The 14,757-nt window shown below is 71.6% G+C and carries 13 protein-coding genes; 3 read left to right on the top strand and 10 right to left on the bottom strand.

The annotated features are described in order from the left end of the window. Positions 1-176: 176 nt before the first annotated feature. The 8 genes from E1161_RS15245 to E1161_RS15210 form a co-directional block, all read right to left on the bottom strand. A complete protein-coding gene (locus E1161_RS15245; protein WP_132623889.1) occupies positions 177-1,673 on the bottom strand; it encodes an arylsulfotransferase family protein in 1,497 nt (498 codons plus the stop codon). 219 nt (positions 1,674-1,892) lie between these two features. Further along, the gene (locus E1161_RS15240) at positions 1,893-2,549 is read right to left on the bottom strand and encodes a sulfotransferase family protein (RefSeq protein ID WP_132623887.1); all 657 of its coding nucleotides are present in this window, start codon (positions 2,547-2,549) and stop codon (positions 1,893-1,895) included. Between the two features lie 32 nt (positions 2,550-2,581). Then, positions 2,582-3,850, bottom strand: coding sequence for a sulfate adenylyltransferase subunit 1 (locus E1161_RS15235; protein WP_132623885.1), 1,269 nt, complete (start codon positions 3,848-3,850; stop codon positions 2,582-2,584). Continuing rightward, entirely contained in the window at positions 3,850-4,752 is a 903-nt protein-coding gene (cysD, locus tag E1161_RS15230) for a sulfate adenylyltransferase subunit CysD (protein WP_132623883.1), read from the bottom strand. The genes E1161_RS15235 and cysD overlap by 1 nt, the downstream gene beginning before the upstream one ends. After that, positions 4,752-5,504 (bottom strand): 3'(2'),5'-bisphosphate nucleotidase CysQ, encoded by a 753-nt coding sequence (locus E1161_RS15225; RefSeq protein ID WP_132623881.1) that lies wholly within the window; start codon positions 5,502-5,504, stop codon positions 4,752-4,754. Before E1161_RS15225 ends, cysD begins: the two co-directional genes overlap by 1 nt. After that, entirely contained in the window at positions 5,501-6,382 is an 882-nt protein-coding gene (locus tag E1161_RS15220) for a sulfite exporter TauE/SafE family protein (RefSeq protein ID WP_132623879.1), read from the bottom strand. The genes E1161_RS15225 and E1161_RS15220 overlap by 4 nt, the downstream gene beginning before the upstream one ends. Then, positions 6,367-7,869, bottom strand: a complete 1,503-nt coding sequence (cysC, locus tag E1161_RS15215) for an adenylyl-sulfate kinase (RefSeq protein ID WP_235875044.1) — start codon at positions 7,867-7,869, stop codon at positions 6,367-6,369. Before cysC ends, E1161_RS15220 begins: the two co-directional genes overlap by 16 nt. Positions 7,870-8,314: 445 nt before the next feature. After that, a complete protein-coding gene (locus E1161_RS15210; protein ID WP_165939803.1) occupies positions 8,315-9,235 on the bottom strand; it encodes an Acg family FMN-binding oxidoreductase in 921 nt (306 codons plus the stop codon). A 233-nt stretch (positions 9,236-9,468) separates the two neighbouring features. Between E1161_RS15210 and E1161_RS15205 the strand changes: the two genes are divergently transcribed. Further along, positions 9,469-9,867, top strand: a complete 399-nt coding sequence (locus E1161_RS15205; RefSeq protein WP_132623875.1) for a DoxX family protein — start codon at positions 9,469-9,471, stop codon at positions 9,865-9,867. Between the two features lie 4 nt (positions 9,868-9,871). Here the strand turns inward: E1161_RS15205 and E1161_RS15200 are convergent, their stop codons facing one another. Then, positions 9,872-11,089 (bottom strand): cytochrome P450, encoded by a 1,218-nt coding sequence (locus tag E1161_RS15200; protein WP_132623873.1) that lies wholly within the window; start codon positions 11,087-11,089, stop codon positions 9,872-9,874. A gap of 113 nt (positions 11,090-11,202) precedes the next feature. Between E1161_RS15200 and E1161_RS15195 the strand changes: the two genes are divergently transcribed. Beyond that, complete coding sequence (locus tag E1161_RS15195) at positions 11,203-12,063, top strand: alpha/beta fold hydrolase (RefSeq protein WP_132623871.1); 861 nt, start codon at positions 11,203-11,205, stop codon at positions 12,061-12,063. On the opposite strand, the gene E1161_RS15190 is transcribed toward E1161_RS15195, so the two are convergent. Beyond that, a complete protein-coding gene (locus E1161_RS15190) occupies positions 12,032-13,162 on the bottom strand; it encodes a methyltransferase (protein WP_132623869.1) in 1,131 nt (376 codons plus the stop codon). The genes E1161_RS15195 and E1161_RS15190 overlap by 32 nt on opposite strands. 243 nt (positions 13,163-13,405) lie before the next feature. Between E1161_RS15190 and E1161_RS15185 the strand changes: the two genes are divergently transcribed. Continuing rightward, positions 13,406-14,746, top strand: coding sequence for a sulfatase-like hydrolase/transferase (locus E1161_RS15185; protein WP_165939802.1), 1,341 nt, complete (start codon positions 13,406-13,408; stop codon positions 14,744-14,746). Positions 14,747-14,757: the final 11 nt, after the last annotated feature.

Here is a 14,757-nt window from a genome sequence, read left to right as displayed (position 1 = left end):
CCAGAGGCCGTGCCGTTGGGCTCTTCGACGCACGTCGTGGACCTGCACCCGGACGTCGGCGCGGCCGCACCTGGTTCGACGTGGTCGAACAGGCGCGCTGGGGCGATCGCCCGGTCAGCGAGTTCGCCCCGAGGTGGGATCTCCGGCGGGCTCCTGGTTGCGGACCCGCCGGAGGTTCATGCGACCTGGACCGCGGGCGACTTGCCGAGCACCGCGCCGGAGGTGTCGAGAGCTTCCACCGCTGCGAAGGCGTGGGAGCCCTGGATGTCGATCTTGGTTTCGAAGCCCGCCTTCGGGACGTCCAGGACCGGCGTGAGGTTCTGCTCGTCCGGACCCGCGAGGACTCGCCAGCTGGTCACCTCGGTGGCGCCGTTCCAGCTGGCGTAGACGCTGGTCACTCCGTCGCCCGGCGTCCCGGCGACCGCCGGGGCGTCGGTGGGCTTGCCGACCCACTGAGCGCGGTAGGCGCGGTAGGAACCCATCGACTCCGCGAAGCGGCCGTGGAACAGCACCTCGTTGTTCGGGCCGAACTCGCTGAAGTAGGGCTTGCCGCCCCAACCCACGAACATGTGACCGTTGGGTAGCATCTGGGCGTTGCCCTGGTTGGGCGCCAGCAGCCCTTCCGGGCTCTCCGCGCTGCGCAGCAGCGTCGCCGTCCTGGCCGACTCGTTGACGTTGAGCGTCATGCCGCGCGATTTGCCGCGCCCCGCCGCGTCGGCGTTGTCGAACAGGCTGATCGAGCCGTCCGCGTGCCGGCGGACGTCGTGCTGCCAGGCGAAGGCCGCGTCGTCACCCATGGCGAAGTCGCTCTTGCGCCCGCACAGACGCCACTTCACATCGCCGCTGCGGCGGTCGATGCGGTAGACGGCGTGCGTGCAGCGGGCCGAGATCAGCAGCGCGTCGCCGTCCTCGCAGATCGCGTTGAGGTGGATGTAGTCGTGGAACGCCTCCGGGTCCTCGGGGACCGGGTAGAACGACTCGTCCAGGCCGACGTGCTCCAGGCTGTTCCACTCGAAGACCAGCTCACCGGAGGCGATGTCGATCTCCTGCACGACGTTCTCGAGGACCTTCGAGTTCGGCTGCCCGCCAACGGAAGTCGTGTCCACCCGCACCTCGCGGTAGGCGAGGAGCAGGGCCGTGCCCTGCGGCGTGATGATGAACTCGTGCAGGTCACCGGTCAGCCCGTTGACCGGGGAGACCTCGGCGATGCGGGTGTAGGTCTCGTCCAGGACCACGAACTTGCCGTGGCCGAATCCGGGCGGCACCACGACCTCGCCCTCCCAGAACGTCAGCACCGGTTCTCCCCGGTATTGCTGGACCTTCAGGTCGAAGTTCACACCCTCGGTCGCCGGACCGAACCAGACGGCCTGCCCGGTGTCGTCCATGAGCATCGAACCCGGCTGGATGGGCGCGCGCGGCGCGGGCGCGTTGACGTCCATCGTGCTCGCACCGGTGGGCGTGAGCAGCACGTGCCCCGGCTCGGTGCCCGCGGCCGGGGTGACGATCTCCATCAGCGGCGGGTGCAGGTCGGGACGGCTGACCAGGTCAGCGCCCAGGACACCGGCGGACGGCCGGGGCGCGGCCTGTGCCGTGCCCGATGACGCCGCGGGAACCAGCGGTGCTGCGGCGAGCATCCGCAGCACCGTCCTGCGGTCCAACTCGTTGGCGGACATTGGATCTCCTCGAAGAGGCTCGACACTGTTCATGAGTGCGGCGAAGCCGCCGTTCCAGGCGCGGGACTCAGCCCGCACCGCCGCGGGTTCTGAGCGGCTTCGTGGCGAGTACGCCGCGAGGCCGTGGCACACATCAGGAGTGGCGCACGGAGTCCACGAAGCCGCTCAGGTTCCGCTACCCGCACCGCAAAGCAAAGGGAACTCCTCAAGCAGCCTCGATCAAGATTCGAACGGTGAGGTGAACTTGCCCTCGCGCTGGGTCTTGTCCACGAGATCGCGGATCGAACCGGAGTCGTTGACGTGCGGGAACGCCTCCTCGGGCACCGGGACGTCGAGGAACTCGCACAGCCGGTCCCAGCCCTCGCCGACCTCGTAGACCAGCAGCCGGTCGGCCGGAACGGCCTCCCGCACGGCGGCGTTGTGGGCCTCGAAGACCTTGATGGCATGCTCGCGGTCGTCGAAGCGGCCGTCGAAGGTGCCGTTCCAGATCATCCGCTCCACGGTCGGCCGCATCTTGGTGCTGAAGTCGTCGTCGGTCGGGGGCTCCTGCACGAACTGGTAGATCGTGTTGAAAACGCTGTCGTACCAGCGCTCCGGGTCGCGGACGGTGAGCAGCACCTTCGCGTCCGGGTAGAAGTCCATGAGTTCGCGCCAGAACGTGCAGCCCGGCCAGTCCACGGTGGACTCGAAACCGCCGAGCACGGTGTCCCAGTCGTCGACCTCCCCGTCCAGCGCGCGGTCCCAGTCCTTCGCGCGTTCGGGTTGCGCGATGACCTCGAACATGTGGTAGCACGGCGCGAAGCCGAGGTGTTCCAGCGCCGCCTTCATCGACGCGGTTCCGGTCCGGCCGAAGCCGGCTCCGATGATCTTGACCATTCTCGCTCCTCCGTCGTGCCGTTCAGGGTCTTTCAGCGCGCTTCGGTGATCAGGACAGCACCGACCGTCGCATGGTTGGACTCGTCGATGAGCACCGCTCCCCCGGTGAACCTGTTGCGCTCGTAGGGATCGCAGAACACCGGTTGCGCGAGGCGCACGGTGATCTCGCCGATGTCGTTGAGCACCAGCGAATCGGCCGGGCGGCGCTCCAAGGTGGTGACGTCGAGCCGTTCGCGGACCTCGGTGACGATCGCCTTGACGACGCGGGTGGTGTGCTTGAGCAGCAACCGGGTGCCCGGGGCGAGCGGGGCCTTCGGCGACATCCAGCACACCGACGCCGTCAGCTCCTCGGCCGCGGCCGAGGGCTGGTCGACCGAGCAGAGCACGTCCCCGCGTCCGACGTCGATGTCCTCGGCCAACCGCAACGCGACCGACTGCGGCGCCCGACCGCGCTCCAGCTCCCCGTCGGCGGTGTCGACGGCGACCACGCGGCTGCGCATCCCGGAGGGCAGGTGCAGCACCTGCTCGCCCGGCGCGATCGATCCGCCCGCGATCTGTCCCGCGCAACCCCGGTAGTCCTGCTCCTGCGCGCGGATGGCGTACTGCACCGGCAGCCGGAAGAGGCCCGTCTCGTCGACGACCTCGACCTGCTCCAGGTGCTCCAGCAGCGACGGACCGTCGTACCACGGCATCGCCGCGGAGCGGTCCACGACGTTGTCGCCGCGCAGCGCCGAGATCGGGATGGCGGTGACCTCGCGCAGGTCCAGCCGCTCGGTGAGCGTCGCGAACTCCCGCACGATGGCGCGGAAGACGGACTCGTCGTAGCCGACCAGGTCCATCTTGTTCACCGCCAGCACCAGCTGCGGCACTCGCAGCAGGCCCGCCAGCACCGCATGCCTGCGGCTCTGCTCGGTGAGCCCGTTGCGGGCGTCGACGAGCACGATCGCCAGGTCCGCGGTGGAGGCACCGGTGACCATGTTGCGGGTGTACTGGGCGTGACCGGGCGTGTCGGCGATGATGAACGCCCGACGCGCGGTCTCGAAGTAGCGGTGCGCGACGTCGATGGTGATGCCCTGCTCGCGCTCGGCGCGCAGCCCGTCGGTGAGCATCGCCAGGTCGAGCTGCTCGTCCCCGCGCTCCTTGCTGGCCACCTCCAGCTGCTCGAGCTGGTCGGCCAGCAGCGACTTGGAATCGTGCAGCAGCCGCCCGATCAGGGTCGACTTGCCGTCGTCGACGGCGCCCGCGGTGGCGAAGCGCAGCAGGCTGTCGGCCGGGGCGAAGACCGGTTCGGTGGTGGTCATCAGAAGTACCCCTCCCGTTTGCGGTCCTCCATCGCCGCCGCGCTGGTGCGGTCGTCGGCGCGGGTCTGGCCGCGCTCGGAAATCCTGGTCGCGGCGATCTCGGCGATCACTTCGGACACCGTGGCCGCCGTCGACTCCACAGCACCGGTGCAGGTCATGTCGCCGACGGTGCGGAACCGCACGGACCGCTCGACCAGCTGCTCGTCGGCGTCGCGCGGCAGGAACGGGTTGTCGGCCAACAGCATCCCGTCGCGCGCGAAGACCTTGCGGTTGTGGGCGAAGTACAGCGGCGGAAGCTCGACGCCCTCTTGGTCGATGTAGGTCCAGACGTCGCGCTCCGTCCAATTCGACAGCGGGAAGGCGCGCACGTTCTCACCGGGGTGGATCAGCCCGTTGTAGAGGTTCCACAGCTCGGGGCGCTGGTTGCGCGGATCCCACTGGCCGAAGGTGTCACGGAAGGACAGCATGCGCTCCTTGGCGCGAGCGCGTTCCTCGTCCCGCCTGGCGCCGCCGAACAGAGCATCGAAGCCGTGCTCGGCGATGGCCTCCAGCAGAGAGGCCGTCTGCAGCCGGTTGCGGCTGGTCAGCCCCTCGGGCTCGGTGGTGCGGCCGGCGTCGATGGACTCCTGCACCGAGGCCACCACCAGCCGCACGCCGAGTTCGGCGGCGCGGCGGTCCCGGAAGTCGAGGACCTCTTCGAAGTTGTGACCGGTGTCGACGTGCAGCACGGGGAACGGGATCGGCGCCGGGGCGAAAGCCTTCTCCGCGAGCTTGAGCAGCACTGCGGAGTCCTTGCCGCCGGAGAACAGCAGCGCAGGGCGGTCGCGTTCGGCGACCACCTCGCGGATGAGGTGCACAGCTTCGGATTCGAGCACGTCCAGACGAGACAGCCCGGCGGGCATCAGTGACTCCCCTCGATTCGGTGGGACAGGGCGGCGAGCAGGTCCACGGCCAGCTCGCGGCGGCAGACCAGCAGGTCGGGCAGCCACGGGTCGGGGCGGTCGTAGCCGAGTTCGGTGCCGTCGAGGCGGCTGGTGTGCAGTCCGGCGGCGCGGGCGATGCCGACCGGCGCGGCGCTGTCCCACTCGTACTGGCCGCCGCCGTGCAGGTAGGCGTCGACCTCTCCGAGGACCACGGCGGTGATCTTGGCGCCGGCCGAGCCCATCGGGACCAGTTCGGCACCGATCTCGGCGGCGATCTCGGCAACGAACTCCGGTGGCCTGCTGCGGCTGACCGCGATGCGCGGGCGCTCGATGGGGCGCGTGGGCTGCTTCGGCGGTTCGCCGGTGTCCAGCACGACTCCCTGGGCGGGCAGCGCGACGGCGGAAGCGATGACCTCGTGGTGTTCGACGAGGGCGACGTGCACCGCCCAGTCGGCGCGGCCGGGTTCGGTGAACTCGCGCGTGCCGTCGAGCGGGTCGACGATCCAAACGCGTTCGCCCGGAACGCGATCCGGACCGGCCACGCCGTGCTCGGACAGCACCGGATCGGCCGGGCGTTCCTGCGCGAGCGCCTCGACGAGCAGCTGGTGCGCCGCGGCGTCACCTGCGTCACCGAGCGCCCGGGGTTGCGCTGTGGACCCGTCTCGCAGCTCGACCAGGCGGTCGCCCGCTCGCCGCGCCAGCCGCGCGGCCAGCTCGTGGTCGTCGCTCACCCCACTACCTCCCTGTGATCATTCGCGACGGGTGCCCGCCGCGACGACATCGCGCTGCGCAGCGGTGCGATCACCGCGCCGAGCAGAACGACCAGCAGTCCCGCCGACACTCCCGGCACCACGTCGGTGCCGACCATGATCAGCCCGGTGGTCACCAGCATTCCACCGAGCAGCACCCGCACCGGCCGGTCGGGAACCCGCGCTGAGATCACCGATCCCACCAGCACTCCCGGGATCGACCCCGCCAGCAGCGAACCGACCAGTCCGATGTGGACGTCACCGGCGAACAGGTGGCCGATCGCCGGGACCAGCACCAGCGGCACCGCCTGGACGAGGTCCGTGCCGACCAGCCGCGCCGAGCTCAGCCCGCGGTGGAGCAGCAGCAGCACCACGATGATGATCGATCCGGAACCCACCGAGGTCGTGCCCACCACCAGGCCGGCGACCGCGCCGAGCAGCACCGTGGGGACCGGGCGCACCCGCATTCCGTCCGATGTGGAGGGTAGGCGCGAGAGCAACGCCCGGGCGAACAGCGTGACCGCGGCCAGCAGCACCGCGCCGCCCGCGACCTCCTCGAGCACGGACTCGGCCCCGCTGCCCAGCGATCCCGCCAGCAACGACCCGGCGGCCGCGCAGGGCAGCGAACCCAGGCACAGCCAGCCGACCAGCTCGGGCTGCACCGTGCGGCGCCGCAGGTGCACCGCCGCGCCCAGCGGTTTCACCACCGCCGCGGCCACCAGGTCCGAGGACACCGCGGCCAGCGGCGGCACGCCGAAGACCAGTGTCAGCAGCGGCATCGTCAGCGCGCCGCCGCCCATGCCGGTCACGCCCACCATCAGGCCGGTGAGCAGCCCTGTCGCCGCTACACCGAGGTCCACGACCGCACCCAGCCCCGCTCGCGCAACAAGGCCACGACGAGTTCCACGGCCTCGTCCTGCGACAGCTCGGAGGTGTCCAGGACGAGGTCCGCGTCATCGGGGACCTCGTACGGAGCGGAGACGCCGGTGAACTCGGGCAGCGACCCGCTGCGCGCCTTCCGGTAGAGCCCCTTGCGGTCGCGCCGCTCGCACTCCCCCAGCGGCGTGGCCACGTGGACCAGCACGAACCCGCCCGCCTCGTGGACCATGCGGCGCACCGCGTCCCGGTCGGCGTGGTACGGCGCGATGGGCGCGCAGATCGCCGCGCCGCCGTGGCGGGTGACCTCGGCGGCGACGTAGCCGATGCGTCGGACGTTGCGGCTGCGGTCCTCGGCGGAGAAACCCAGGCCCTCGCACAGCGTGCGGCGGACGACGTCGCCGTCGAGCAGCGTCACCGCGCGGTGGTCGTGCCTGCTGAGCTGGTCGCGCAGCGCCCGGGCGAGGGTCGACTTGCCAGCGCCGGACAGGCCGGTGAACAGGACGGTGAACCCGCGCGCGGCCAGCGGCGGGTGGAGCCTGCGCTGGTGCTCGGCGATGGCGGGCGTGGTGAACCAGTCAGGCAGTTCCGCGCCGCTGTCGAGGAGCTCGCGCAGGCACTCGTCGCTGAGACCGGGGCGGCTCTCCGCGGGGGCGACCTGCGCGGCCGGACGCCAGCGGTCGGCGTTGTCGCGCACCACCTCCGGCGCTTCGAGCACCTGGATGGGGGCCCGTTCGAGGGGGCCGCCCGAGACCAGGTGGGTGGCGCCGTAGGCGGCGGCGACGTGCGCCGCGAGCAGGGCGTCGCGCTTGGGGTCGGCGCGGCGCACCAGCGGGACCGGGACGATCGTGCTGCCCTCCGGCAGTTCCGGGCGAGCGGCCAGCACCGACTGGACAAGCGCTTCGGGACGCGGACCGATCATGCGCGGCAGGACCAGGACGTGCGCGCGGATCTCGGCGGCCAGCTGGCGGATCTGGGCGAGCTCGCGGTGGTGCAGCGGAGCCTCGGGCAGCACGCCGAGCACGGGTCCGGCCGGGAGCGCGGCCCGGACACGGTCGGCGGGCGGGCGCATCCGGCGGAGCACTCCGGTGGGTTCCTCGGCGGCCGCGATCGGACCTGCCGGGTGCGCGCCGACCGCATCGGACCACGGGGTTTCGTTGCGGATCACCGCGACCGGGGCCCCTTCGGCGTCGCGCAGCTCGATCTCCTCGGCCGCGGCGACCTCCTCGGGAACCGTCAGGATGATCGGTTCGGGCCAGGGCACGTCGGCGTCGAGGCGTTGGCGGGTGCGCACCGACTCGACCTCGTCGGCGGTGAGCAATCCCCGCAGCGGCCGGAAAGCACCGTCCAGCAGCAATTCCACATCGGACAGCTCTGCGGGCTCGGGAACCCAGATCGCGCGGCGTCGCGGACCGGCGGAGCCCTCCGCGCTCCCGCCCGGACGTTCGGCAGCCGTTCCGTTCGCGCTCACAGGCACCTCTGTCCTCTGATCGAGGGACGAACCGGTCCATCCCGTGGGACGTCTGGATCCATACGGTGACCGACCACCCCCGGACGGAGAAGCCCGGTGACCATTACTCGCCAGTTTTGGTTTTTCCCAGGAGCAGAACCGAATACGGGCCGCGCGACCTGCCACAACCCGACAAACCTCGCCCGCCGGGACAGCAGCGGGACCAGAGGGCGGGCGCGCACGGAGGAACGCGCACCTGCACACGGCCGACGTGAGCGGAAGTCACCTCCCGTTCACAGAACCAGTGGCTTTCCCCGTTCTCCCGACTGCACGGCCGTCCGGTGGCGAGGTTCCCCGCAGCGGGCAGCCCTGGCCCGAACCGACAGGGCAGGAGCGACATCGATCACGGACGGTCCGGACCAGCACTCAGACCGCCACGATCATCGGGCACGAACCGCGGTGGGGCTCAGGACTTCGGGTAGCCGAAGCGCATGATCACCTGGGGGATGAGGGACGTGCCGAGGCGATCGGCGAGGCCGGTGCGGACCTCCCCCACGTGCAGCGGTTGGGTCATCATCGACACCGACAGGCCGGAGCTGGTGGCCTCCAGCCACGCCCGCTCGACGGCTTGCCCCGCGCGCAGGTGGTCGATCGCGCGGTCGCCGCGCGTGCCCACCAGCAGCACCGCCTCCTCGCGGAGGACCCGCGCCAGGACGGACCCGTCGGGCAGGCTCGTGGTCATGGCGGTCAGTCCGGCCGCCGCCAAGCCGCGCAACCCCTCGGACTCGGTCCGCAGCCGCTTGCCCTCCGGCGTCGCCCACTCGGCCAGCTCGCGGGTGTATCCGGCGTCTGCCTGGAACGCGGTGGCCGACCGGCTCAGCATCCCCCCGACCTCGGCGGCCTCGGCGTCGGCGTTGATCCAGCGTCCACCGCAGCGGGTGCCCGCGGCGGCGTCCCAGATCTTCTCGCGGAGCAGCTCCGGCACCGGCCTGTCCGAGAACGGCTGCCGGTGGCTGCGGCGCTGCGGGATCGCACGGGCCCAGGTCGCCTCCCGCGGGCTCGGGTCGGCGGGCTCACCGACGGTGACGGCCGCGGAGACCAGACCGCCGGAAGCCCCGAGTTCGACCTTCGCGCTCCACCCCAGGCTCCGCACCGCCAGCACCATGTTCATCAGCGCAGCACCGCACGAGATGCGCTGGTCACGACCCTCCGGGTCGTGCTGCATCCGCATCGCCGGGTCCTCGCGCAGCACGGCGGTGCGCCGCTCCAGCGTCAGCGACCAGGGCCGGCTGTTGTGGACCGACGGAGCGCGCGAGACCGCCTCGCCGATCTCCTCGATCTCCACGGGCGACCACTCGACCGGTGCCCGAGCTCCAGTGCCAACCACCTGCGCGACGCTCAACCTGTTCCCTCCCCGACTGGATCCGCCCTGGGCAGGGCGGCGCGGTCGCCGAGCGCACGGCGCCCCGACCGACTCCGAGACTCCTTGCCACCTGGCGCCCCGCACAGGGGCCAAAGTCCCGACCACCCGGACACCGCGCTCGATTCGGCCAGGTCGCGGACGGCGGGTGTGACCCATCTCGTCCCCCGCGCCAGGCGGGGTCATCTATCTTCGGCACCATGACCTCACGCCCGGCACCACTGGACCTCCCGATCGCCGGACTCGCCGCGCTGTTCGCCACCTCCGGGACGCTGCACCTGGTCAGGCCGCAGATCTTCGAGCCGCTGATCCCGTCAGCGCTGCCCGCGCCCCGCCGGGTGGTGGAGATCTCCGGTGTCGCCGAGCTGGCGTGCGCCGCCGGGCTGCTGCACCCGCGCACCCGTGGCGTCGCCGGGCTCGCCAGCGCCGCGCTGCTCGCCGGCGTCTTCCCCGGCAACGTCAAGATGAGCGTGGACGCGGGCAAGCGCGCGAAGCGCAAGGGCGGAGCGGTGTCGGCGGCGTTCTTCGCCGGCACCGTCGCACGGCTGCCCCTGCAGTGGCCGATGATCCGCACCGCGCTGCGCGCCGCCGGGCGCTGAGCGCTCAGAACGCGCAGGGCAGTTCCAGCACCCCGTTGACGAAGCTGGTCCGCTGGCGGACCGGTTCGGCGGTGGCGTGGATGTCGGGCACCCGGGTGTACAGCTCCCGCAGCATCAGGGCGATCTCGCGTCGCGCCAGGTGCGCGCCGAGGCAGAAGTGCGGCCCGCGCGAGCCGAAACCGAGGTGGGGGTTGGGGTTTCGGGTGATGGTGAACCGGTACGGGTCGACGAAGACCGTCTCGTCCCGGTTGCCGGACACGTAGTACATGATCAGCCGGTCACCGGCGCGGAAGCGGTGGCCGAGCAGGTCCACGTCGCGGGTCGCGGTGCGCCGCATCCAGTTGACCGGTGTGGCGTAGCGGACGACCTCCTCGATCGCGGCGGGCATCCGCTCGTCGAGGTCGGACAGCAGCAGGTCGCGCTGCTCCGGGTGGTCGGTGAACAGCGTCAGCGCGTGCGACAGGGCGTTGCGGGTGGTTTCGTTGCCGGCGACGACCAGCAGCACGAAGAACTTGCCCAGGTCGGCGTCGCTGAGCGCTTCACCGTCGACCTCGCCGTGGACCAATGCGGTGACGATGTCGACGGCCGGGTTCGCCCGCCGGTCGCGGGCGAGCTCCCCCATCAGCTCGTGCATGAACCGCGCGCTGTCGACCAGCACCGCCGCCCTGGGCTTGCCGCGCGGGTCCTGGTAGTCGGGGTCTCCGATACCGGCGATGAGCGCGTTGGTCGCCTCGACGACCGCGGGCCGGGCGGATTCGGGTACGCCCATCATCCGGCACACGATCTCCAGGGGCATCGGCATGGCGACCTCGGCGACGAAGTCGCACGGCCCCCGCTCCACCAGCGCGTCGACGATCTCGGTGGCCAGCCTGGCGACGTCGTCGGTCGCCCTGGCGATCATCCTCGGGGTGAAGGCGCGGGCGACGATGCGGCGCAGCCTCGCGTGACGCGGGTCGTCCATGCTCATCATCGACCCCAGCAGCCCGGACAACTCCGGCGGTGGGTCGTCGAGGCCGACGGCGATGGGCTCCGAGCTGAACGCCTGCGGGTTCCGGCTGGCCTCGGCGATCTGGTCGTAGCGGGTGATCGCGTAGAAGCCGGGACCGTGGTCGCGCGGGCAGAACACCGGTTCGTCGGCCGCGCGGAGCGCCGCGAAAGTCTTGTCCCACTCCGAGCGCGGCTTGGCCCAGAAGTCGAGGTCGGAAAGATCGATCGTGGTCATCTTGTCTCCCAGGTCGATCACCGACGCTAGGAGCACCCGCTTGCACTTGGCTTTCACCAGCGGGATCGATCCACCACCGCAGCGGGTGCTCGCAGCGGTTAGCGTCGCGGAGCATGACACCTCGCGAGCGCACCGCCTCCCTCCCGACGCACGACGTCGGCGTCCTGGAGTGGGGGCCGGTGGACGGTGAACTCCTGGTGGCGCTGCACGGTTTTCCCGACACCGCGTGGACGTGGCGCGCGGTCGCGCCGCTGCTGGCCGAGGCCGGGTACCGGGTGGTGGCGCCGTTCCTGCGCGGCTACGCGCCTTCGGACGCCCCGGTCGACGGCGACTACTCGGTGAGCGCGCTCGCCGCCGATGCGATCGCGCTGCACGAGCGCCTCGGCGGCGACTCCTCGACCGCGCTGATCGGCCACGACTGGGGTGCGATCACCGCGGGCGCACTGGCCGCCGACCCGTCCTCGCCCTACGCGCGCGTGGCCCTCCTGGCGGTGCCTCCACTGGCCTGGATGAACCCGACCGGGGCGGTGGCCCGGACCTGGCTGTCGGGGCTGGTCAGGCAGCCGCTGCACTCCTGGTACATCGCCTACAACCAGGTCCCCGGCTTGGCCGAGCGGAACTTCACCTGGCTGGCCCGGCGCCTGTGGCGGACGTGGTCACCGGGCTACGACGCCACCGACGACCTCGCCCACCTCGCACGCGCCGTGCCCGACCAGGCGCGCGCGAAGGCCGTCGTGTCCTACTACCGCGCCCTGGCCTCGCGCGGCAGCCGGGTGGCTCTCGCCGAACCCCGGTGCCCGCTGCTCTACCTCCACGGCGAACGGGACGGCGCCATCGACCCGCGCTTCTTCGCGGTCGCGCAGTCCCGCGCCGCACCTCCGTCGCGCGCCGCGCGGCTGTCCGGGGCGGGGCACTTCCTGCAACTGGAGAAGCCGGCCGAGGTCACCGGCCACCTGCTGGACTTCCTGCGCTGAGCCGCCACAGCGACGTGATCTCCTCCCGCCGGGCCTGGTGCAGCGGGTCGGTGGCGTCCGATGCCTTGGGGTGGCTCGGCGCGGTGTCGTAGCGGGCTCGCACGCCCAGTCCCGCGGCGGCGATGCGGTCGAGCAGTGCGGCGCGGGTCCGCAGGCCCAGCCGTTCGGCGAGGTCGGAGAGCACGAGCCAGCCCTCGCCGCCGGGGTTGAGGTGCTCGCGGATCCCGTCGATGAACCGGTGCAACATGTCCGAATCCTGGTCGTAGACACCCAGTTCCAGCGCTGAGGTGGGTCGCGCGGGAATCCAGGGCGGGTTGCACACGACGACGTCGGCACGTCCGCTCGGCCACAGGTCGGCCTCCCCGACCGTGACCCGCTCGGCGAGGCCGAGCCGGTGGATGTTCGCACGGGCGCACGCCACGGCCCGCGGGTTGATGTCGGTGGCCACCACGTGCGCGCCGCGCCTGCCGAGGACCGCTGCGAGCACGCCGGTTCCGGTGCCCAGGTCGAACGCGACGGGAAGCTCGACCGGCAGCGGCGCTTCGGCGACGAGGTCGACGTACTCGCTCCGGACGGGTGCGAAGACGCCGTAGTCGGGGTGGATCCGCTCGCCGAGCGCGGGAACGTCCACGCCCTTCTGGTGCCACTGGTGAGCGCTGACCACTCCGAGCAGTTCGGGCACGGACACGCACATCGGTTCGCCGGTGGGCGGGCCGTAGGCGTGCAGGCACGCCTCGCGCACGTCAGGTGCGCGCTCCAGCGTCAGCGTGTGGTCGGGCTCCAGCACCAGCAGCACCCGGCCGAGCAGTTCCGCCCGCTCGGCGCGTGCGGCGCGTTGCGCGCGGAACAGCGACGCGACGTCGCCCTCGGGCGCGGGACGGCGGCGCAGGCGGCGGTCGAGGTCCTGCACGAGGCGGCGTGCCGCGTGGAAGTCACCGCGCCAAATCATGGCCGTGCCCGCCTCGGCGGTGCGGTGGGCGGCTTTCGCCGTGGTTCGGTCGTCGACGACGACCACGCTGGCGGGCGCCGGGGACGAGTTCTCGGAATGCCAACGGGCGGAGTGCGGTGATCCGTTCTCGGACCAGCTGATCGTGGCCATTGCCTGCTCCTGCGGGGACGAAGGTGCCTCGGGTCGGGCAGCTCTTCGTCGCAGGAGCGGCGATCACCTCGAACCATGTCCGTGACCACGGCCGATCCCTCGTCGAGTCGGGCAATCTTCTCACACCTGCTCCCCGCGCTGGGCCAGACGATCGAGTTCCGTGCGCTGACCGGGTGGCAAGAACGGGAAAACCGCCGTCTTCCGGGGAGAATCGGAGCCGCGACCGCGCCAGGGGGTGCTGACATGTCCGGTGCGCTCTCGGGATCACGACCGAACGTCGTGCTCATCGTTCTCGACGACCTGGGCTACGGCGATCTGAGCTGGTACGGCTCGCCTGTGGGCACGCCGCGCATGGACGCCGTGGGCCGCGCGGGGATGACCTTCCGGCAGGCGTACGCCGGGGCGCCGATCTGCACCCCGTCGCGGACCGCGCTGATGACCGGCCGCTACGCGCAGCGGGTCGGTCTGCCGCAGGTGCTGTGGCCGGAGGAGGACCGCGGTCTGCCGGAGTTCGAGCACACGGTCGCCGAGGCGATGCGGGCGGCCGGGTACGCCACCGGGATTTTCGGCAAGTGGCACCTGGGCGATCCGCGGCTCACCGGCAACCCGTGGGACGCGCGTCCCCGCTTCCTGCCGTCCTCGCACGGTTTCGACCACTTCTGCGGAATCCCCTACAGCAACGACCAGGGGTGGGGTGACCAGCAGTGGCTACCGCTGTACCGGGGCGATGCGGTGGCGGTGGACAACGTCAACACCGAGCAGGGGCAGGAGCGCCTGGCAGGCGAGTACACCGACGCGGCGATCGCGTTCATCCGGAGGAGCGTCGCACGGCAACGACCCTTCTTCGCCTACGTCCCGCACAGCTCCGTGCACCAGCCGTTCCACGTGCCCGAGGAGACCGGTGGTGTCGACAGCCGCTACCCCGACGTCATCAGCGAGGCCGACCGGCAGGTGGGCAGGCTGCTCGACGAGCTGAGCGCACTGGAGCTGGTGGATTCCACCCTGGTCATCGTCACCAGCGACAACGGTCCGTGGTTCGAGGGCAGCACCGGCGGGTTGCGGGGCCGCAAGACCGATCCGTTCGAGGGCGGTCTCCGGGTGCCGTTCGTGGTCCGCTGGCCGGGCCGGGTCCCCGTCGGTGAGAACCGGTACCCGATCTCGTTCGTGGACCTGCTGCCGACGCTGATCGACCTGGCCGGTGCGCCCCCGCCCCCGGCCGATCGGCCCATCGACGGCATCAGCATCGCTCCCGCGCTGGCGGGCGAGCCGATGCCGCGCGGACGCACGCTGTACTTCTACGGCGACCTGGAGGAAGGGCCGACTGGCGAGGTCGACCCGGACTGGGTGTGGAACGTCGCCGCCGCGCGCCAGGACCGGTGGAAGCTGCTGTGGCCCGCGACGGTCTGGCCGGAGCTGGGGCGCGAGGTGCTGTTCGACCTCGACACCGATCCCGCCGAGTCCACCGACGTCGCGGCCGCTCACCCGCTGATCCGGGATTCGCTGGCCCAGCGCGCCCGCATCTTCAACGACGAGGTCCTGCGCGACCGCGCCGCCGCGATCGAGCGCACCCGGCGGCACCGGTGAGGCGGATGAGA

The organism is Saccharopolyspora aridisoli (assembly GCF_004348445.1).
Lineage (GTDB): Bacteria > Actinomycetota > Actinomycetes > Mycobacteriales > Pseudonocardiaceae > Saccharopolyspora > Saccharopolyspora aridisoli.
This window is presented reverse-complemented; position numbering and strand designations above follow the sequence as displayed.